The organism is Streptomyces sp. NPDC003077, assembly GCF_040611095.1.
Lineage (GTDB): Bacteria > Actinomycetota > Actinomycetes > Streptomycetales > Streptomycetaceae > Streptomyces.
The window spans coordinates 41,006-61,496 of the sequence record NZ_JBEXNM010000031.1; the positions used below are offsets into that span (position 1 = coordinate 41,006).

The 20,491-nt window shown below is 69.7% G+C and carries 11 protein-coding genes and 3 CRISPR repeat arrays; of the genes, 2 read left to right on the forward strand and 9 right to left on the reverse strand.

The genetic code is table 11. The features are described 5' to 3' along the window. Positions 1-73: 73 nt before the first annotated feature. The 9 genes from cas6e to ABZX96_RS21165 all read right to left on the reverse strand — a co-directional run bounded on the left by cas6e (position 74) and on the right by ABZX96_RS21165 (position 15,288). A complete protein-coding gene (gene cas6e, locus ABZX96_RS21125) occupies positions 74-748 on the reverse strand; it encodes a type I-E CRISPR-associated protein Cas6/Cse3/CasE (RefSeq protein WP_355546586.1) in 675 nt (224 codons plus the stop codon). Beyond that, positions 745-1,569 (reverse strand): type I-E CRISPR-associated protein Cas5/CasD, encoded by an 825-nt coding sequence (gene cas5e, locus ABZX96_RS21130; RefSeq protein WP_355546588.1) that lies wholly within the window; start codon positions 1,567-1,569, stop codon positions 745-747. Before cas5e ends, cas6e begins: the two co-directional genes overlap by 4 nt. Continuing rightward, complete coding sequence (gene cas7e / locus ABZX96_RS21135; RefSeq protein WP_355546590.1) at positions 1,566-2,747, reverse strand: type I-E CRISPR-associated protein Cas7/Cse4/CasC; 1,182 nt, start codon at positions 2,745-2,747, stop codon at positions 1,566-1,568. Before cas7e ends, cas5e begins: the two co-directional genes overlap by 4 nt. An 83-nt stretch (positions 2,748-2,830) precedes the next feature. Further along, positions 2,831-3,607, reverse strand: a complete 777-nt coding sequence (casB, locus tag ABZX96_RS21140; protein ID WP_355546592.1) for a type I-E CRISPR-associated protein Cse2/CasB — start codon at positions 3,605-3,607, stop codon at positions 2,831-2,833. Between the two features lie 63 nt (positions 3,608-3,670). Next, positions 3,671-5,245 (reverse strand): type I-E CRISPR-associated protein Cse1/CasA, encoded by a 1,575-nt coding sequence (casA, locus tag ABZX96_RS21145; protein ID WP_355546594.1) that lies wholly within the window; start codon positions 5,243-5,245, stop codon positions 3,671-3,673. Between the two features lie 203 nt (positions 5,246-5,448). Then, a complete protein-coding gene (gene cas3, locus ABZX96_RS21150) occupies positions 5,449-8,331 on the reverse strand; it encodes a CRISPR-associated helicase Cas3' (protein ID WP_355546596.1) in 2,883 nt (960 codons plus the stop codon). 341 nt (positions 8,332-8,672) lie between these two features. Beyond that, positions 8,673-9,738: direct repeats of the CRISPR family, unit length 29 nt; unit sequence GTCCTCTCCGTGCGAGCGGAGGTGAGCCG. A 301-nt stretch (positions 9,739-10,039) separates the two neighbouring features. Next, positions 10,040-10,312: direct repeats of the CRISPR family, unit length 29 nt; unit sequence GTCCTCTCCGCAGGCGCGGAGGTAAGCCG. 1,659 nt (positions 10,313-11,971) lie between these two features. Next, positions 11,972-12,553: a hypothetical protein gene (locus tag ABZX96_RS21155; RefSeq protein WP_355546598.1), complete on the reverse strand. Its 582-nt coding sequence runs from the start codon at positions 12,551-12,553 to the stop codon at positions 11,972-11,974. Between the two features lie 795 nt (positions 12,554-13,348). Then, positions 13,349-14,226: direct repeats of the CRISPR family, unit length 29 nt; unit sequence GTCCTCTCCGTACGCGCGGAGGTGAACCG. Between the two features lie 43 nt (positions 14,227-14,269). Continuing rightward, positions 14,270-14,554 (reverse strand): hypothetical protein, encoded by a 285-nt coding sequence (locus ABZX96_RS21160; RefSeq protein ID WP_355546600.1) that lies wholly within the window; start codon positions 14,552-14,554, stop codon positions 14,270-14,272. A 431-nt stretch (positions 14,555-14,985) separates the two neighbouring features. Then, positions 14,986-15,288, reverse strand: coding sequence for an NmrA family NAD(P)-binding protein (locus ABZX96_RS21165; RefSeq protein WP_355546602.1), 303 nt, complete (start codon positions 15,286-15,288; stop codon positions 14,986-14,988). A gap of 425 nt (positions 15,289-15,713) precedes the next feature. Between ABZX96_RS21165 and ABZX96_RS21170 the strand changes: the two genes are divergently transcribed. Both ABZX96_RS21170 and ABZX96_RS21175 read left to right on the forward strand, forming a co-directional pair. Then, the gene (locus tag ABZX96_RS21170; RefSeq protein ID WP_355546604.1) at positions 15,714-16,112 is read left to right on the forward strand and encodes a hypothetical protein; all 399 of its coding nucleotides are present in this window, start codon (positions 15,714-15,716) and stop codon (positions 16,110-16,112) included. Positions 16,113-17,002: 890 nt separating this feature from the next. After that, positions 17,003-20,482: a LamG-like jellyroll fold domain-containing protein gene (locus tag ABZX96_RS21175; protein WP_355546606.1), complete on the forward strand. Its 3,480-nt coding sequence runs from the start codon at positions 17,003-17,005 to the stop codon at positions 20,480-20,482. Positions 20,483-20,491: the final 9 nt, after the last annotated feature.

Sequence of the window (20,491 nt, forward strand, 5' to 3'; positions counted from 1 at the left end):
GCGACGGTGGGCGCGGCGAGTCTGCGGCGGGCCTCGGCGGTGCCGCGCGGGTGTCCCGGAGGGGTGTACGGGCTCATGCGGCGTTCCGTGCGGGGGCGATGGTGAGCAGGCCGCAGCCGTAGGGTTTGCCGCGCCCGATGCCCTGGGTGATCTTTGTGCGCAGGGCATCGGGGTCGATGATGGCGGCGCGGCCCTCGAAGGCGGTGCGGGCGTGGCGGATGCGTTGCCGGGCCGCGGGGCCGTGGGGGGCGCGGCGGCCTTGGGCGGCGTCCAGGGGCTGGGAGTGCAGGCTGAGGGGTTTGAGGCCGGCGGCGTCCGCTTGGCGCAGCCACCACTGGTCGGCGGCCGCGCCGCTCAGTGCGACGACGGCGGGGAGTTGGTAGAGGGCACGGGTGGTGGCGCCGGGTTTGCGTACCGGGCTGGCCACGCACCGGTAGTGGACGGTCAGTCCGGGGCGCAGGGCGTCCAGGAGGGTGTCCAGGGGGCGGGTGTGGAGGGTGCCGTAGCCGTCGGGGAGGCGGTCGGGGTCGGGCTGGTGGGTGCTTTGCAGCAGGAGCTGGGGTCCGGTGGGGGTGTCGTCGGTGCGGAAGAGGACGCCGAAGTGGGCGCGCGGGTCGGGGCCGGGGTGGTCGGGGAAGAGGGACATCAGCCGGCGGTGCAGGCGGATGGCGCCTTCGCGGTGGGCGGTGTCCTCTCGGGCCTCGCGGGAGCGCGGGTCGGGGACGATGCGGGTGAGCCACACGGTCACGGACGGCTCCCTTCCGGATGGGGCACGTGATCCTTCAGGTAGGCGGTGAGGGCGTTGAGGTAGGTGGTGCCGAGCCCGGCGTACTGGGTGGCGGGCAGGGGCAGGGCGCGCCGGTAGTGGGGGCGGGCGCGGTAGGTGCGGCGGCGGGGGTGGAAGGAGAGCGGCTCGTCGGTGACCTCGCCGACGATCTCGGCTGCCTCCGGGGCGGCGGGACCGGGCAGGCGGTCCAACGGCCGGTCGGAATAGAACTGCACCTCCGGGTTCGGGGTGCGGGGCGGTGTGCCGGTCAGGGGCAGGTGCACCAGGTGGTGCAGCGCGTCGTCGGTCTCGCCGAGCAGGACGGGGCCCTCGGGTGGGCAGGAGCGGCGCCCCAGGAACAGTGGCCAGCGCGGTCGTTGCAGCGCATGTGCCACCTGGTGCAGCAGTTCCCGGCTGTCCGCGTCGTCGGCGGTGGGGGTCAGGGCGAGGGTGAAGGCGGCGTCGGCGAGGTAGGTGCGATGGGTGAGCAGGGTGCCGGTCTCGCCGCTGCGCTTCTTGCCCTCGGCGGTGGTGACCGTGGCCTGCGGGGGCAGGCCGCCGCCGACCGTGTGCAGGTCCCGCAGGGGGATGCCGGGACGGTCGGCGCGGATGGTCAGCGACAGGCGGGCCAGGTCCTGCACGGGTTCGTGGCGGCCCCGCCCCAGGGCGGCGGCCAGCAGGCCGATGACCCCGGAACGGGTGGGGAAGGCGGTGGTGTCCCGTTCGTTGAAGTGGCTGCGCTCACCCCAGGACTGCAAGGGGCCGGCCAAGCGCAGCAGCAGGCCGGGCTCGGCGGTGCTCACGCGCCGGCCTTCGAAGCGGCCGGGGCCAGCGCGGCGTCCAGGACGTGGCGGATCAGCTGGTCGAAGCTCTCCTGCCGGTCCCCGAGCCCGGTGAGGTCCTTGGCGGCCAGCCCGGCCCAGCCGCGGGCCCGGATCCGTTCCTGGCCCAGCAGGGTGTTGGCGGCCTTGGCGTAGCGGTCCAGTTCCCGGGCGGAGGCGGCCTCGAAGCCGCCCTCCGAGGGCGCGGCGACGGGCTTTTCGAAGGCGGCGGCGAAGGACAGCGGACGGTCGGCGCGCACCGCCAGGTGCACCAGGCCGGGCAGGGTGTGCGCGGCGGTGGAGTTCTTCTTGGCCTGCGGCAGCGACTCGATGAACGCGCTCAGGAAGGCGGCGCTCAGCTCCCGCAGCGCGGCCGGCTCCTGGCCGATGTTGGCGGCCAGGTCGCGCAGGTCAAGGGTGGCGTAGCGGTAGAAGGTGCCGGCGCTGAACTCGGCATGGCCCATGTGGCCGCTGCCGGTGGCATCGCCCCACCACTGGCTGATGTCGTCCACGGCGCTGAAGTAGTCCAGTTCCACATCCGTGGCATGGGTGGTCAGGGCGTGGGCGACCTGCACGGCGCCGTCCACACCCGCGTCGTCGACCTCGGCGAGCATCCGGCCGAACAGATTGATCACACCGTTGCGGGAGCGGAGCACCGCCTCGATCGGCCCCTTGGGCAGCACGCTCTTGTCACCGGACTTCTTGATGTCCTTGGCTCCCGCGAGCTTGTCCCGGTGCTCCTCGGCCAGATCGGCCAGCTCCACGATGGCGGCCTGCGGTACGTAGATCATGGCGTTGGTCAGCACCTTGTTCGGCACGGTCTTCTTGGGGTCCTCGGGGTCCTTGGCCAGCTCGAACTTGATGCTGCTGCCGGCCGCGAGGTGCCCGCCGGCCCGCCGGGCCAGCTCGGTCGGCCAGCCGCGCTCCTCCAGCTCGCGGGCGACGCGCTCGCCGATCCGGCGGGTGCGCAGCGCCACCTGTCCGATGCGCTCTTGGAACAGTTCCCGCGCCGCCCGCTTCCAGGACTGGCTGGAGACCCGGGTGCGCAGCACGTTGCCGTACTGGACGGTCTTGACGGCGTTGTTGTCGTCCCGGTTGAGGTTGGCGAACGGCATGGACTGCAGAACGTGGATGTCGACGAAGCGAGCGGGCGCGGTCATGACGGCTTCTCTCTCACAGCGGTGAACGGAAAAGGTGATCTTCAGGTGCGGTGGCCGGGTCGTCCCCGGGCCGGCGGGGTGGCCTACGGGGTGGGCTCGGCCAGTTCCTGCTGGTCGGCGGCGTCCGCCTGGTCCCGGTCGGCCGCGGCCCGGGCCCGGTAGTAGTCCTGCAGCCAGTGCCGGGCGATCCGTCCCGAGTGCACCGGCCAGGCGATCAGGTCGTCGAGCAACTGCGCCCAGTCGACGGGCACGCCCAGCTCGCACAGGTACCGGACGGAGGAGGGCAGGTGCCGGTGCAGGCCGGTGATGCTCTGGCGGGTGAGCAGGTTCAGGCGGCTCTCCGCCGCCGACTCGCGCATCTCCCGCTCCCGGCCCGGCCCGGCGGCCACCGCCAGCGCGAACGCCGCCCCCAGGCTGGCGCCGTACCGCTCCTTGGATGGCGCACGGCTTTGTGCGGTGGGGGAGGGCGCGTCCGGCTCGGCGCGCGGGGCCGTCGTGGCGTCGGCGTGCGCGTCACCGGGCCGGCTGCCGGGCCCGGTGCCGGGCTCCGGCGCATTGGACTCGGCGTCGGGAGTCGGTTCTTCTTCGGTGTCGGCGAAGCTGCTGCGGGGCTGAACGGCGATCATCGCGGCCACCGCGTAGTACGCCCACTGCTCCGTCTCCGGCGTCTCCTCCTTGGGGAGCCACGCGGCGACCAGGCGGTGCATGCGCGGCACGCTGTCCAGGCCGCGGCGCCAGCCACTGCGCAGCGCGGCGCGGGCCCCAGGGTCCTCCTTGCAGAGGCGCTCGATCCAGGAGACATACTTCAGGTGCTGCCGACGCCGGGCCGTGGCCGCATCGGGGGTGGTGCCAAGGGTCATGAGCATCTCTTTTCTTCACGCTCCGCGCATCGCACGAGGGCGGAGGACGAGGCGGGGCGGGTGTTACTGGCCGTTCCTGCGTCGGCCGCCATACAGCTCGATGCGGGCCTCGGACACCGCCTTGGCGCCGCGCTGGGTGCGGGTGACCGTGGCGGTCACCGCCTCGTACGCCGCCTCCGCCAGACGGAGAAACGCCCGCCGGGCCGCGGCCTGGTCCAGCCCGGCGTCCAGGGCCTGGCCGGTGCGGTCCAGTTGCCCAAAGCGCGACCAGAACTCCGTCTCGGCCTGCGGCCAGTAACGGGCCGCCGCCTGGGCCACCCAGCTGTCCGCATTCGCCTTGGGATCGTCCCGGTAGGCGGCCCAGGCCCGCTTCACCGCCCGCTCCAGGCGAAACCCGTACCGCTCCCCCAGCTGCCGCAGCCGCCCCACCGCCGGCGCCGACCGCCAGGCCCGCTGCTCCAGGTAGCCCAGCACCGGCGGGGTCGAGCCGTCCACGAACTGGATGTCCTTGGCCTGCGCCTCCTGCTCGAACCCCAGCGCGCGGACCCGCAGGAACTCGGAGACCTCCACAGCGGAGGCGAAAACTTTGGGCTGGCGGGGCTGTGCGGTGCCGGGCGGGTGCTGCAGCAGCAGGGCGTCCAGGTCCCGCCACAGCGCGCGGCTCGCGTCAGCCGGGCGCGGGTAGCGGTTGTTCTGCTGGCTGGTCTGCCAGATCACGAAAGCGTCGTCGCGCGGGATGCGGCCGGTGCGATACGCCCAGGTGATGAAGGCATCCCGCACCAGGAGACCGTCGCTCTCCTGCGGCACCAGCAGCAGCGCATGATGGGAACAGGCGGTCAGCCGCGAGCACGGCCCCACCGGCTCCGGCGGGGCCGCGTCCGGGTCGGGCAGCTGCTCCCATTCCCAGGGGCACTGGTCCTCCGTACGCCGCACGGTGGCACTCGGCGGCACCAGGCCCGCCAGCAGCGTCTCGAACAGCGTCTCGCCCACCGGGTGGTAGGACAGCGCGGTCCGCAGCGGCCCGGCCATCACGCTGGCGCTCTTGACCCCGCCCACCGTGCGCGCCGAACACCGCCCGGACGGCCCGTAGTAGTGCCACACCAGCAGGTTCAGCACCGCTTCCGGCACCGTCGGCAAATCCGGCGCCGCATCACGGCCGTGCCGGAACCAGGCGTGATTGTTGCCCGAGGGCCGGGTCACCATCAGCTTGTTCACCCCGGCGGTATTGCCCGCATCACACTGCTCGGCCAGCCGCGCATCCTGCATCCACGGCCGCCCGCCCTCGGCATCGAAGACGAAAAACCGGTCCCGGAAGGCGGCGAAGTACTTCTCAATCCCCTCCGCCGGCAGCCGCCCCGCATCCAGCACGTCCAAACGACGGTCCGCCCAGTCCCCAGGTTCGGTGGCGGACCGGGCCTCATCGAGCCCGGTCACCCGCGCGGTCAGCGCGTACAAGATCCGCAGCAGCGCGGCGTGCGCGGGCGGCTCCACCACCGCCAGCCCCGCGATGTCCGCACTGCGCAGCAGCACCTCCCGCAGCCCCACCCGATCCGGCAGTGATCCGGACGTGGGACGCGGTGCCGTGGCAGCCCAGCGCACCGGGATCCACGGTTCATCGATCAGGTTGTAAGTGCTCATCGAGATCAGGTTTCTGTGGGTAGGCCACAATGGTGTGGGAACCCCGCAGCGAGCGGGGGTGACCCGCTCGCTGCTTATGGCGATGAGCTGGGTGTTGTCCCATGCCCGCGCAAGCGGGCGAGAGCCACTCCGGCAAGCGCTCTGAAGGACCCGAAAGCCCTGCCGGAGTGGCCACGCGTCACAGTACAGCAGAAGCTTGCCGCTTAAGGAGCTGCTTCCAGGCCAACTGGTGAGACCCTGATGGTCTGTTGACCCAGCACGCACGCCCAGGCCCCGTCCCCGGCCGGTCGCATGCGCAGCAGCACCACCTCCCGCAGCAAGGGCTGCTTCGCCCAGCCGGCCGGCGCCGGCTCCCCGGCCGCCTCCCCCGGCAGCCAGCTGCCGGGCACCGGCGCGACGCCCCGCAGGATCTGCACCAGCTCCTTGCGCGACGGACCGTTCCCGCCTCCGCGCGGCAGGGGCACCGCCCCCGCCTCGTCCAGCGTCAGGGCCCCATCCGGCTGCTCGTACAGGCACAGCACCCGCCGGCCGTCCGCGCCCAGCCGCGTCGTGAGCAGTTCCTCGGTCACCCCCGCCTCGTGCACGCTCAGCGCGTACAGATCCCCCGCCACATCCGCCGGCGCGCAGATCTCCACCATGGACGCCTGCTGCCGCTCGACCATCTGCCGCGCCTCCCGCTCGGCATCCATCCGCCGCAACTCCTCCCGCGCGGCCCCCGCCAAGTCCTCCACGAACTCCGGCGCGTAGACCGCGTCCACCAGCTCCTGGACATCCCCCGGCACCGCGATGCCACCCGCTACCCGGGTCCGCAGCAGGCGGGCGGTGCGGTGCAGCAGCCCCGGGTCATACACCGTCCCCCAGGACTGCGGCACCTGCGTCACCTTCTTGCGGTCGACCGGCTCCAGCACCACCAGCCGGGGCTCGTCCTCATCGCCGGCCCACCCCGGCCGGCCCGACGCCCCCCGCTCGTGGCGGCACCCCCGCCCGGCTCGCTGCAGCAGCTGCGCCAGCGGCGCCAGATCGCTGACCACCAGATCGAAATCCAGATCCAGCGACTGCTCCACCACCTGCGTCGCCACCAGAATCGACCCCGGCCGCGCCCGCGCCACCTCCTCGGGCCCGCCGGGCTTGCCGTAGGCCGCCTCGCACTCCGCGGCAATCCGCTGCCGGACCCCCGCCGGATACCGCGAGTGCAACAACCGCACCCCGCCCTCCGTACCCGCCAGCGCCGGGAACGCCCCACACAAATCCCGATACGTGCGCTGCGCCTCAGCCACCGTCGTACAGCACACCAGCGCCGTACCGCCCTCCTCGGCCACCGACCGCAACACCTCCCGCAGCGCCTCCCGCCGCCCGCCCGAAACGACAACGGCATCCGGCTGCTCGTCCACATCCCAGGCGACCTGATGCACCTCCACCCGCACGGTGCGCTCACGCGCACTGCCGGTCGCGCGGGGAGCGGAGACCTCCCCGGTGCCGGCATCGACGAACAACCAGCCCGGGTAGCACGGCTCCACCCGCGACGGCTCCACAAAGCCCGCACCCCGGCGGTAGGCATCCACCAACGACGTCGCCACACGCCCCGTCAACGTCGCCGACAACAACACCACCGGCGCCCCCATCGCCCCCAACCACTCCAGCAAACGGGTCAGCAACTGGTGCATCCACGGCCCGTAGGCATGCGCCTCGTCCACCACGAAAACCTTCTCCGACAAGCCGAACAGCCGCAGCGCGTTATGCACCAACGGCAGCACCGCCGCCAGCGCCTGATCGACCGTGCCCACCCCCAGCGGCGCCAGCAGCCCCCGCTTGGGCCCCCGCAACCACTGGCCCGCCTCCACCGCCGTCGCCCGGCCCGCAACCACCCCACCGGCCGACTCCCCCTCATCACCGGCATCAGCGCCGGTGTCGGCGTCGGGACCGGCATAGACCGGACTGAGCCGCGCCATGGAGTGCAGCAGCGTCAACGCCCGCTCCCCGCCCAGCGCCCGCCCGGCGAACTCCGCCACCCGCGGAAACATCCCATCGGCCGTCGCCATGGTCGGCAACGCGAAATACAGCCCCCGCGCCCCCGCCGCCCGCCCCAGCACCGACGCCGCGAACAACGCGGCCTCCGTCTTCCCGTCCCCCGTCGGCGCCGTCACCAACACCAACCCCGACCCCCGCTCCCCCACCAACCTCGGAAGCCCCTCCACCAGATCCCGCTGCAAAAGATTCGGGGCAAACGGGAACATGTCTTCAAAACGGTCGGCCGTGAACTCGGCCCGCCCCAACCGCGCCTCCCGCACCAACCCCTGCGCCGCCGCCCGCGCCCGCCGCCAATGCTCATCCAACTCCGCCGGCGCACCCGCCCACCCGGACGGCGGCAGCAGCGGCACAATCGCCTTCTCCTGACTGGCCAGCCAGTCCGCCACCACCACCAACCCCGCCACCACCACCGCCAACTCCGCCGGCAACCCACCCACCGGCACCGCACCAGCCCCCACCACCCGCCGCAACTCCGCAAAATGCACCCGCCGCTGCGCAGCCCATCCCTCCTCCCCCAGCCCCGGCTGATACGCACTCGGCGCCGCCAACTGCTGCGCCTTCAACGCCACCCCGAACCGCCCGTGATGCCCACCCAGCAGCTGCGCCACCTGGTGACTCACCGCAGCCTTCACCCGCCGGTGCCCCGGATAACCGGCCTCCGCCAGCAACTCCGCCACCGCCCAGTGCGTCGCCATCTCATGCCGAAACCCCCGCTCGGCCTCCGCCCCCGGCGCACACCGATACACCGGGTCCTCCCGCACCGCCGCGAACGCCTCCGGCACCTGCACCTGAAACGGCGGCGAGATCTTCCCCAGGTCGTGCAGCCCCGCCCAGAACGCCAGCACCGCCCGCGTCTCCTCAGCCGACAACCCCAGCGCCCCCGCGATCCGCTCCCGCATCCGCGCGCCGACCACCACGTCCCACAGCGCCAGGAACACCGCGGCGGTATCCAGCAGGTGACACACCACCGGATACGGACGCGGCAACCCCTTCTGCTTGCCCCACATGCACGTGTCCACGACCAGGCCCGACCCGCCAACGTCCTCGCGCTTCATCATGCGCACAGACATAGCAGGAGGCACTGACAACGCCTCCCGGACGCCCGGTCGTTCACCCGCGACGGCACACGCGCGCCCGCCCTCCGGACCGAGACAAGAACGGGTGCAGAGGCGCAATCTGCGGCTAGGCATGAGCGAAAACCACAGCCGAGCCCGACGGCCCCAGACCGCCACGAGGCTGGCTTCCTCACCTCGGCCACCGACAAGGGCGGCCACTGGCCAACCCGCTCCGAGCAGCACCTAGACTCCGAGCCATGACGTCACACCGCGTGATGAGGCCGCCACCTCCCCACCATGGTAAAGAAACAGCAAAGCCCCTCTAACGCCGCAGGTCAGGAAGTGTCCTCTCCGTGCGAGCGGAGGTGAGCCGGTGATCAGGGAGCCCCGGCCGGCCTCGTCCACGTCCTCTCCGTGCGAGCGGAGGTGAGCCGACGACGGGTCCCGCTCCAGTTCCCGCAGCATCGTCCTCTCCGTGCGAGCGGAGGTGAGCCGACGTCGTCGAAGGCCCCGGCGAGGGGTGCCCGGTCCTCTCCGTGCGAGCGGAGGTGAGCCGTCGATCCGGCCGCCGGTGGTGATGGCCTTCTCGTCCTCTCCGTGCGAGCGGAGGTGAGCCGCCCTTGACGGCCGCGGCACGGGTGGGGGCGAGGTCCTCTCCGTGCGAGCGGAGGTGAGCCGGCCCTCGTCGTACCAGTCGGCCAGCTTGGAGGGTCCTCTCCGTGCGAGCGGAGGTGAGCCGGCACCACCTCCGGCGTTCCCCATGGGGATACCGTCCTCTCCGTGCGAGCGGAGGTGAGCCGGGAACGCAGGGCGCTCGTCGCCGCCTGGAACGGTCCTCTCCGTGCGAGCGGAGGTGAGCCGGCCAGGTTGTAGCTCAGGCCCGCCAGGGTCAGGTCCTCTCCGTGCGAGCGGAGGTGAGCCGAACGCCAGTCGGGTGCCCGGTGAGATCGTCGTGTCCTCTCCGTGCGAGCGGAGGTGAGCCGCGTCCAGCGCCCCGGTCGCGGCGTCCCACATCGTCCTCTCCGTGCGAGCGGAGGTGAGCCGGGGGAGGTATGGGGTCCATCGAGCACCAGGTCGTCCTCTCCGTGCGAGCGGAGGTGAGCCGCTGGTGCAGCAGCTGACGCAGGTGGCCGAGGAGTCTTCTCCGTGCGAGCGGAGGTGAGCCGATGTCGGGGAATTCGCGGTGGAGGATGCCTTCGTCCTCTCCGTGCGAGCGGAGGTGAGCCGTCGCAGCCGTGGACCCGCGAGGGCAGAGCGTGGTCCTCTCCGTGCGAGCGGAGGTGAGCCGTAACGGGCGCCGTGCCCGGGACGGGCCGCAGGGCCCTCTCCGCGGGCGCAGAGGTGAGCCGGGCTGTCGTACCATCGGGCCCTGAAACAACGGGCCCTCTCCGCGTTCGCGGAGGTGAGACGAACTTGTGGCGGCGGCCGCCTCGATCGCCCGTTCTTCTGGTCGTGGTTGGTCGGGAAGCGGTGGTCGGTTTCCGGCTGTCGCTGCACCGGGCGATCGTCGTCCGGCTTGCTCGGTGTTCGACTCGCATGTCGGCCGCAGTGGGATGTGCCACCGCGTTTTCGAGCTGCTGCGCCGTGGTCTTCCGGGCGCCGTAGACTCCCGGCCATGACTCCACAGTCTGCAACCGATCGTCCGGAAGTGCCTGACAGTCACGGTAGCAATGAAACGGCAAAGCCCGTCTAACGATGCAGGTCAGGAAGTGTCCTCTCCGCAGGCGCGGAGGTAAGCCACCAACGCCGCACGCGCCACCGGCGACCCGACCGTCCTCTCCGCAGGCGCGGAGGTAAGCCGCGCCTGGAACTGGCCGGGGACAAGCACGAGGGGTCCTCTCCGCAGGCGCGGAGGTAAGCCGGTCGGGGCCGTGGTCATCTTCCGCGGTGCCTGGTCCTCTCCGCAGGCGCGGAGGTAAGCCGCGGAGGCCCGGCGGGCGTACCGGACCGAGCAGGTCCTCTCCGCGGGCGCGGAGGTAAGCCGACGTCGCCCTTTGTACGGAGCGATCGGATCTTGTCCTCTCCGGCGCGGGACAACGTCCTGGGTACCGGTCTGCCGTGCGGCGCGTTCAGCTTGTGTGCGCCGTACGGTTGCGGTGCGGGTGGTCTCGGCTTGGCGGCGTTGCGCCCGGGCAACCTGGAGCAGGGCTCGCCCGCCGGCCGGGGCCAGGTTGGGGAAGGCGTGTTCGCCGAGTCGGCGCATCGCTTGGGTCTGCCGCTCGTACGCCGCGATGATCGCCGGGTCCGTCTGGTGGTCGGGCCCGGTGGCCTGCAGCGCGGTGGTATCCCGGGTGCGCACCGGCCCGGCGGACACTGCCGCGGGAGCCGGGGCGAGGTCGGTAGGCTCGGGGACGGGCACCGTCCCGGGGCGAGGATCTTAAGGGCGCGCACCACCGTACGGCCGACCGGTTGGCGGCCGCGATGATGCAGGCCTGCTCCAGCCGGCGTCGTTCGGGCTGGCGAGTCCGGGCACACGGTGAGTCGGCTGGTGCCGGTGTCGAAGCCGACCGCCACCACATGTCCAGCCAGGTCTGGGGCGAAAGTTGCCCACCACTTCGGGAGGGAGGAGCTGACGGCCGGGAGGGCCAGGCCCGCTCGGTGTCCAGCGCGCCGAGCGCCGGGCCCGCCGCCCGTATGGACACAACAGCGCGCGGCCACGCCTTCATTCGCTTCCGGCGGCCGCCGTTCTTCCGCGCCGCTTCCTGCGCGGCCCACAGTGCCACGCGGGCCAGGTCCACGCCGCTCAGCTCGCCGCTGCTCATCCCTGCCCCACGGGGTGAAGCCCGAGTTCGGATGGCCCAGCCTGCTCAGGCCCTGCACCTGGTCCACGAACCCGCCGGTGAACCGCCGCAGCTCCGAACTCTTGCCGTACCGCTCGATGTGCTCGGTCACGAGCTGCGCGTCCGTGGCGGCGCGGGCGCGCCAGTCGACTACCTGTGTGCAGGTCAACTCTTCCAGGACCAACTTCTGGTCGACGTTGACCTCCGGCTCCGATTCGGGCGGGAAGACCGTCGGGCGCGGCGCGGGCAGCACAACCGGGGCCACCGGTACGACCGGGAATTCGTCCTCGGGGTGCTCGGCAACGGCCTGCTCGGCGCGGGCCTTCGCAGCCTCGTTCTGCCGGGCCCGGACCTCCGCCCGCCGACGTGCCTTGGCCCGCGCGTCGGCGGTCACGGTCTGGTGCAGCTGTTGCTCGGTGGCTGTGCGGTATCGCGGCTTCGACAGGAGCGTCGGGTTGGTTGCCGCCCGTGGCCCTCGGAGTGCGGTCGTAGACTCCGGGCCATGGCGTTACAGCGTGCTCCCTATTCCCCCGGTCTGCTGGACCACTACGGTGGCAAAGGAATGGCAAAGCCCTTCTGACGTTGCAGGTCAGGAAGTGTCCTCTCCGTGCGAGCGGAGGTGAGCCGGACTGAGACGGCGAGAGGTTGTCCGTTGGCGGGTCCTCTCCGTGCGAGCGGAGGTGAGCCGCGTCGAGGTCCGTTGGGGTTTCGGTGTCGCTCGTCCTCTCCGTGCGGGCGGAGGTAAAGGTCGGCCCTCTTGCGAGGTCTGACGGCAGGGCACCTCCTGCACTCGGCCGGAGTCCTGGCACATGCCGCGTCGTGCCGGGGGCTTGGGGAGGGGGTATCGGGTCTGCCGCGTGGTGTCAGTGTGCGAGGTGCAGTAGTGCCCAGCGTCGGTTGCCGGGTTCGTTGCGTTCGGTTTCGGTGCCGCAGGAGAGCACCCCGAGTGTGCTGATCTTGGCGAGGAAGGCCGGGTCCGGGTCGGTGACGGGGCCGTCTTGGTGGGAAAGGACGAGGATGAGGGCGGTGTCGTCCTGGTCGGCCACGTGCACGGTGACCCGCTTTCCGCCGTCGCCAAGCGCCGCACGCACCAGCTCTTTGGTCACCTTCGCGCACCGGTCTTCCCGTACAGCGACACGGTCCCCGTATCCCCAGGCGGTGAGCTGCTCCCCCACGTGCCGGGCGGCCTTTCCCGGTGACCAGGGGGCGTTTTCGAAGACCCGGTTGGTGACGCGGCGGTTGCGGATGACGACGGCTGGTCGCCGCGTGGCGAGGGCGGTCTTGTGCGGGGCGGGCTTGGTGTCCGGCTCCGGGCGCGGCGGTTCCACCGGGCGCTTGGGCGGTGGCGGGGTTTTGGGTGGGTAGTCCGGCCGGTGCGGGTCGGCCTCCATGGCGACCACCTCCTGGCACGACGGTACCCGGCACCACCGCAGTGCGGGCTCCATCCGGCTTCTCCACACCCGCAAAGGCGAGCCGGAAAGGCCGAGCGGCGGCCAGGTCTTCGCAGAGCAAAGGAAGGTGAGCCGCTTCGGGGATTTCCGAGGCGACGGGCGGGTCCCCGGGAGCGAGTCGGCCGGAGCGCGCGGTGCTTCAGCCGGAGCGTCGCGTCGGGTTGCTGATCGTGCTCCTTGGGTGCGGTCGTAAACTTCCGGCCATGGCGTTACAGCGTGCTCCCCGTCCTCCCTGTCTGCTTGACCACCACTGTGGCAAAGGAATGACAAAGCCCCTCTAACATCGCAGGTCGGGAAGTGTCCTCTCCGCAGGCGCGGAGGTGAGCCGACCTCCACCAGGCGGAGCGTCACCGCGTCCTCGTCCTCTCCGTAGGCGCGGAGGTGAGTCGGCGGTGTACCCGGCATGAGCGCGGCACGCAAGGTCCTCTCCGCGCCCGTGGAGGTGAGCCAGGCATCACGGCCGGGGCCGCGATCGAGCTCCCGTCCCTTCCGCTCCGCGCCAGCGATGGTGCGCTGAACTCGTGGCGGCGGTTAGAAAGCGGTGATCGGTTTGCGGCTGACGCTGCATCGGGCGGTCGTCGTCCGGCTTGTCTAGTGTTCGATTCGCGTGTCGGCCGGGGCGGAGAAGCGTGCCGCCCCGGCTCGCTCGAGCTGCTGCACCCGTGGTGTTTGGAGCACCGTAAACTCCCCGCCATGCCCCCACAGACAGCAACCGATCACCCGGAAGTACCCGGCAGCCACGATGGCAAAGAAACAGCAAAGCCCTTCTAACGTCGCAGGTCAGGAAGTGTCCTCTCCGTACGCGCGGAGGTGAACCGGGGTAGATCCGCGCATCGCCGTCACGGGGCGGGTCCTCTCCGTACGCGCGGAGGTGAACCGTCAGCCGCTCTTCCCGCAGCCGCCGGAGCTGCGTCCTCTCCGTACGCGCGGAGGTGAACCGCTCAACGCGGTCGGGCGTCGTTTCCAGCTGGCGTCCTCTCCGTACGCGCGGAGGTGAACCGGTGACGACCGCGGTCAGCCCCTCCATCGCGTCGTCCTCTCCGTACGCGCGGAGGTGAACCACGCTGCTCCAAGTTCCCGTCGGGGTCGTATGGGTCCTCTCCGTACGCGCGGAGGTGAACCGCCTGCTGATCTGCGCCCTGGCCGCCGCCGAGCGTCCTCTCCGTACGCGCGGAGGTGAACCGTGGGGACTTGACACTGTGGTGGGTCGCGGGTGGTCCTCTCCGTACGCGCGGAGGTGAACCGACGTTGGGGACGTCCGAGAAGTGCCACAGGGGGTCCTCTCCGTACGCGCGGAGGTGAACCGCCGGGGCCACGGTCCGCGACGCACCCGCCCCGGTCCTCTCCGTAGGAGGTGAACCGTGGGAGTTGCCGTCGATGCCGTCGCGGTCGCCGTCCTCTCCGTACGCGCGGAGGTAAGCCGACGTACGGCGTCGACTCGCCTACGTGGGGCCCGTCCTCTCCGCGCCCGCGGAGGTGAGCCGGTCGGCGATAGCTTCAATGACGCGAAGGATTTGTCCTCTCCGTGCGAGTGGAGGTGAGCCGTTCCACGTGGCCGTAACCGGGGAGGCCCTGGAGTCCTCTCCATGCGAGCGCAGGTGAGCCGCCGACTGCACGCCCCGTCAGGCGCTGGCGTGGGTCCTCTCCGTGCGAGTGGAGGTGAGCTGGCGTTGTGCTCCGCTGCTTTGACGTCGGACGCCTTGCCCCCGCTCATCCCTGCCCCCACGGGGCGAAGCCCGAGTTCAGGTGACGCAAGCTGGACAGGCACTGCACCTGGCCCACGAACCCGCCGGTGAACCGCCGCCGCCCCGAACTCTCGTCGTACCGCTCGATGCGCTCGGTCACGAGCTGCGCGTCCGTGGCGGCACGGGCGCGCCAGTCGACTACCTGTTCACAGGGCAACTCTTCCAGAACCAGCTTCTGGTCGACGTTGACCTCCGGCTCCAATTCGGGAGGAAGCGTCGGGCGCAGCGCGGGCAGCACGACCGGGGCCACCGGTACGACCGGGACATCGTCCTCTTGGTTGCCGGCCGTGGGCCTCGGGGCGCGGTCGTAGACTCCGGGCCATGGCGTTAAAACGTGCTCCCTATTCCCCGGTCTGCTGGACCACCACGGCGGCAAAAGAATGGGCAAACCCCTCTGACACCGTAGGTCAGGAAGTGTCTTCTCCGCGCAGGCGGAGGTGAGCCATTGATGTCACCGCCGAGGATCACATACGGGCTGTCCTCTCCGTGCGAGCGGAGGTGAGCCGTGGAACCGAAGCCGTGAGTTTAGGTGATCGGTTTTCGGCTGCCGCCGCACGGGAGTCTTTACATCGGTTGTGGCCTGGTGGGCGGAGTCACACTTCGACGGCGGCCGTGGTTCGGCTTGTCCGGCGCTCGACCTGCGTGATGTCCGGGTGCAGAACGGCCTCACCAGGAAGCGATTCAAGATCCGGACCATTCACGGGCCAGCCCCTTACAAACCGTCCCATGAACCCCATTCCCGCTGGTCAAGCCGGGTGCGCGGCCTGTACCACCAGCACACGAAGAACATTCTTTGTTCTTATAGTCCAAAGAAACTCGGGTTCTTCTAGAGCCAGGAGTCGGGAGTCCTGGAGGCTTCTGCGAGGACGGGTCGTGGGTCAACACCCTCACGGTGATGCCGGGCCGTACAGCGAGGGCACGGACAACGTGAGCGCCCACGGCCCCGGTCCCGCCGACCACGAGTGCGGTCGCGTTCGTCGTCACCGTGCCACCTCCAGCACGAGCTTGCCGCGTGGCCTTTTCCGCTCCCCGCAGCTGGGGTATCCATGACGGTCGCCACCAGGGTGAGCGTCGTCGCGAACGGCTTCAGCGCGATGGGTCGCACAGCGTGGAGCGTGCCAATCCAGCCCGCCGGCCCCGGGACCTTGAAGACCCACAGCCGTCCGTCGACAAGGAACAGCGCCTCTCGGGTGTGGATGCCGTGGGCGGTGGCCTCGAAGGTCAGAACCAGGCGGTGTGCGCCCCAGTCCGGGATGACGTTCACACGCTCCAGCGCGCGTACCTGCACTGTGTAGGAAGCGTCGACATAGGTGAAGGTGACCATCGTTCCTCGTTGCAATCGGGCGCGTCCCTGATCGCGGCAGCCTCGGCGGGCTTTGGGGCTTTTCGATCAGTGGTTCCCTCGTCCGGTGTGTCTGCGGCGCGGCCATGAGGGTGGGCGTGCCAGCGTCGATGGCGTACCGCCCCCGTTCGGCCAGGGCTATCAGGGCTATCAGGGCACGATCCAGCCCAGCATCCGGGAACTCAAAGCCGGCAGCCCAGCGCACGGTCTCCCAGGCGTCGTCGCGGGCCCGGCGCAACTGTTCGGCCAGCGGCGCCGGCTCCCGCACGGTCGGTACGCGGTGGAAACCACCAAGGCCCACGCTGATCGGGTGGATGGCGCGCCCGCCAAGGAATTCGACGATCGCGTTGCCGACACGCTTGGTCTGCAGGCCTTGCTCGACTCCGCCCGGTGGGTGCGGGCCACGCTGAGCCCCATCATCGGGTCGTCAACCGGAGCTTCTTGCGACACCAGCACGAGCCGGTAGACATCCACAGTGTCACCTTAGGTTGACAAGAATGCTGCGTTAACCAGCATTGACGACCCGGAACCGGCGAGGACGTCATCGCACCCCAGGGACCCTTGCTGCCAGGCCGAAGCACGGCCCGGCGTGCTGGTGCGCCGGGCGCCGGGCGCCGGGCGCCGGACCAACCTCGGACGTGAGGGCTGGGAGTCAGGAGTTCGCTGCCTCCACAACCCGGACCAACCCCAGGGGGCGCACGTCGGTCCAATTCTTCTCAATGCAGGCCAAGCAGCCTTCGCGAGCGCCTTCCGGGTAGGCCGTGCGCCCACCACTCTCGGGATACCGGCGAACGTCAGCCGGTGAGTGCTGCCCCTCGTCGTTGACGAGAGGAAGGAAACGACCCTCGACGATGCCAAAGAGGGCCACCACGGTCGGCCGCCCTGGGACGGGTTGACATGGTGACCACAGAGTTCCGCGACCAGCTCGGGTTCCAACTGACACAAGGCGCCCAGCTACATCAGGACGTGGCGGGACGAGGTGATGCGGCGGAAGTGGCCCTCGATGTACGGGGCCCAGGTCTCTGGATCGATTGGGTACTGCCGCCGCGCCACACAGTTGCAATGCATCCCATAGTTCGCATTTGGCTGACCTCTCCGCCTACAGCGCTGCATTGTCACACCACGAGGCCTGGACCAGAGAGTAAAGGAGGGATAAAGTCCCGTTCGATCTTCATGAAATCTTCAGATTGTGAGACCAAAGTAGTGGAAAGACGTAGGCGGCGGAGAAGACCGGCGCATCGGGGAGTCGGAGCGGCGTTAGGTCTTCTCGCCGCGCTGGGGGTGAGCGCAGGAGCCTTGACGCCTGCCGCCGCAGTACCCGCGCCAGGGGGTGACGCTGAGGCCTACATCGAGGCCGTGGACGGAGCACCCGCCACGGACGAGGCGCGGGGAAAGGCCTTCTGGCACGATGACGAGCTTCCCACCAAGACGGCGGAGCAGCGGGCTTCGGAGCAGGCGGTTGCCGAGGGGCGCCGGGTGGAGATCCCTGGGCTGACGAACGAGTCGAATCAGGTCTTCGCCAACAGCGACGGAACGTTCACCGTCGAGTCTTCTCCCGTTCCCGAGCGCGTACGCAAGGACGGGGCATGGTTACCCATTGACACGTCACTGTCGCGGCGTGCTGATGGCCGGTTGGCCCCGAAGGCTGCTCAGGATGTCGTTTTGTCGGGCGGCGGTTCCCATGAACCTCTCGCGGTGATATCCCGTGACGGCAAGACCTACGAGCTAGGCAGTCCGTGGCCGCTGCCAACGCCGAAGGTCGCCGGGTCGCTGGCTGTCTACGAGGCGGTGCGCCCCGACGTCGACCTCGTGGTCCAGGTGCGTCCGGACGGGTTCACTCACAATCTCGTGTTCCACACGCGTGAGGCGGCCACCGACCCCGCGCTGCGTGCGATCCGTTTTCCAGTCAAGACGACGGGGCTCTCGGTCAAGACGTCGGAGACGGGCAGTATTTCCATGGTGGATGCGGGCGGACATGCCGTGTTCTCCAGCAGTGCCGCTTTGATGTGGGACTCCGCCACGCATGAACCTGCTGCCCGGCAGGCTCGCCCCAAGGCGGCGCCTGCTGAACGGGTGGCAGCCGCAGAGGAGGCCTCCGACAGCCCAGTGCTTCCCGCCCCAGGGGCACGAACAGCCGTAGCCGACGTCACGGCCAGCGCCGACGCGCTCTCCGTCGCTCCTGACCGAGAGTTTCTCGCTGACCCGGCAACGTCCTACCCGGTCGTGATCGATCCGCCGGCCGTAAGCGGCACGCTCACCGGCTGGACGACATTGTGGTCCAACAGCCCCTCCACGTCTTTCTGGAAGACGTCACACGCGCTGGGCGTGGGCTACGACGCGTACGTGGACAACAAGAAATCCCGTTCTCTTTTCCAGTTCGACACGCGACGGGTCGTGGGCAAGAAGATCGTCAGTGCGACGTTTACGGCCTACGAGATCTGGTCGGCCAACTGCACAAAGAAGGACATCGGACTCTATCGAACCAGCGGAATCTCCTCGGGAACCACCTGGAACTCGAAGGTGACCTGGGCGCACGTGAACACGGTGTCCGCTGCTAAGGGCTTTTCTTCGGATTGTCCGGACGGTGACGTCGAATTCGATGCGACTTCGGCTGTGGCCTACACGGCCAAAGCCAAGTCGGCCACGACCACGCTGGGGTTGATGGCCAGCGAGGCCGACCCGATCGCGTGGAAGCAGTTCATGTCCCCGGCCGACGACAGGGCCACCTCTTCCCGCAAGCCCCGTCTGTCCATCACCTACGTCTCGCCGCCGGACAAGGCACCGTCGTATGTGAAGATGTCGGACCCGAACCTCGCCTGCTCGTCGGCCGCCAACCCGGCCGTGATCCGCGATGCCACCCCGCGGCTGACCGCCACACCGACCTCGGCAGACGGGTCGAACGCCAGCCTGCGGCCGACGTTCGACCTGTACAACTACACCGACGGCGGCAAGATCAGCACCATCGCTCCGACAACCTGGACCGCGCCGGGAACAGCGGGCACGGTTGTCACCCCCGCTCTCAAGAGCGGCAAAACGTACCGCTTCTACGCGGCGACGCAGTACCGCTACACCTTCAACGGCACGACAAGCACGTTGCTCAGCCCATACTCCGCGGGCTGCTACTTCAGGGTCGACACCGCTGGCCCGCCGCGCCCCACGGTCACCTCGCAGCAGTACCCGGAGTGCGCGGGCACCACGTGTGCCAGCTCACCAGAGACCGGCAGCGTCGGCATGACGGGCAAGTTCAAGATCAGCGCGGGTGCCGCAGATGTACAGCGCTATGACATCTGGCTCAACGGAACTCTCCTGGAGAGCAAGAAGTTCTCGGCCGGTACGCCGTCATACGAGATATCGGTGACGCCCACCAAGAGGCTTACCAATACGCTGCGCGTCCAGACATTCGACGCCGCCGGCAACACCAGCGCCACCAAGGACTACCTCTTCAAGGTGGCCCGCCCGGCCGACCCGGTCGCGGAGTGGAAACTGGATGAGAATTCCGGTACCGCATCGGCAAACTCACGCGGCCCCGACCATGGGCTGACGCTCAACACGCCCGCGTGGCAGTCGCACGCTCGGCTCGGATCAGGCCTGCGCGGCAACCCCTCCGATGTGACCTACGCCGCAACGTCCGGCCCCGTGCTCGACACGAAGGCCAGCTTTGCCGTCTCAGCCTGGGTCAAGCTCAACAGCAAGGCCCAGACCACCGTGCTGCAACAACGCGGCACCGCCGTCGGCGCGTTCCAGCTCTATTATTCCGCCGGTTATGACCGGTGGGTCTTCAATCGGTATAACGCGGACAAGACCGAAGACCTTACCACCATTTCCCGGGCCATCGCCAAACAACCACCTGTGCTGGGCGCGTGGACCCATCTGCTGGGAGTCCACGACGCGCAGGCGAAGAAGATCCGCCTGTACGTCAACGGACTGCTCGCCCAGGAGAGCGCGTTCACCGCGCCTTGGGCTTCCGCCGGGCCTTTGGAAATCGGACGCTGGGGAACGAAGAACTACCAACTCGCCGCGGACGTCGACCAGGTCCAGGTATGGAACCGTAACGTCTTCCCCGACGAGGTGCCGGCCATCGCCAACGCGGAAGATCCCGCCACAGGGCTCCACCGGGCCTCTGTCATGGCGCAGTGGTCCATGGACGAGGCGTCCGGCACCGTCGGCACGGACGGCTCCGGCAGGGGCAACAAGCTGTCTCTCCAACCGGGATCCAAGTTCGTGACGACCGACGACTACGGCCGGGGCAATGTCCTGGCCCTCGACGAGACGCAGAGCGGGCACGCCACCGCGCCGTCCGTGGTGGACAACAGCGGAAGCTTCACCGTCACCGGCTGGGTGAACCTCGCCGCGGATTCCACACTGGAAGACACCACGGTCCCCCATTCGCCCACAGTGGCCAGCCATCCCGGCGTCCAGCGCGACGCGTTCCGTCTGTGGTACCGGCAGGAAGCCAAACAGACTGTCGGCCACTGGAACTTCGGTCTCTTCACCAGTGATGTCTTGGGTGGGACCGGGAGCATCGCCACCTCGGACGAAGCGAACTCACCCACAGGATGGGTTCATGTCGCCGGTGTTTTCGACTCCGCCCGGCAGTCGATGAAGCTCTACTTGACCGGTGAGAGACAAGGCAACGACGACGGCACGTCGTCCAAGGACGTTTTCCAGCCCTCCGGCCCCGTCAATCTGGGCCGTGGCCGCCGTCATGACACCGGAACGCTCGGCAACCAACTGGCCGGACAGCTCGACGACGTGCGGGTCTACGCAGGAGCACTGTCGGACGCCGAGATTACCCAGCTGGCGCTCCGCGACGAGCCTCCGATCGAAATCGGCTGACTCCGACAG